1 protein-coding gene is annotated in these 770 nt (G+C 29.4%); it reads right to left on the bottom strand.

The genetic code is table 11. From position 1 onward, the window contains the following. Positions 1–770 (bottom strand): AMP-binding protein (locus FAY47_RS19930; protein WP_143318654.1); only part of this gene is annotated, 770 nt, incomplete at both ends.

Raw genomic sequence — 770 nt, 5'->3', positions numbered from 1 at the left:
CCATAATATTGTTATATTATTTTCACTTATATACTTGTCCATTTCTTCCATATTTAAAATAGTATTTTTACTTACTAAATGTAGCTTTAATCCATTTAAAATAGCTCCCCAAATTTCAAAAGTAGATGCATCGAAGGCTACTGTACCTGTTTGTAATATACTATCACCTTCATTGAAAGTTATATAATTAGTGTTTTTCACTAATCTTACTACACTTTTTTGTTCTACCATTACTCCCTTAGGTTTTCCAGTTGAACCTGATGTGTAAATTATATATGCAAGATCATTTGCTGTATTAATTTTCTCTAAGTTCTCCTTATCTCTATTACTAAATTCCTCTTGGTCTAAATTAATTACTATTCCACCAAAGCTTACTTTTTCTAAAAGATGTTTTTGTGTTAAAAGGATATTTGCATTACTATCCTCTAACATGTATTTTATTCTGTCTTCTGGATACTCTATGTCTATTGGAAGATATGCACCTCCTGCCTTAAGTATCCCTAATATACCTATCATCATTTCAAAAGACTTATCTACCATTATTCCAACCATGGTATCTGGCTTTACACCTTTTTCTCTTAATATTCTTCCTAAATGATTTGATCTTTCATTTAACTCCCTATAAGTTAGCTCTTTATTTTCAAATACTACTGCCACCTGATCTGGAGTTTTTTCTACCTGTTCCTCAAACAATTCACAAATTGTTTTGTTCCTTGGATATTCTGTATAAGTATCATTGAATTCATATAATAATTTTTGCTTTTCTTCAT

The organism is Clostridium sp. HBUAS56017, assembly GCF_007115085.1.
Lineage (GTDB): Bacteria > Bacillota > Clostridia > Clostridiales > Clostridiaceae > Clostridium > Clostridium cibarium.
Note: the sequence above shows the minus strand (reverse complement) of the source record. Positions and strands in the feature narration are given on the sequence as shown.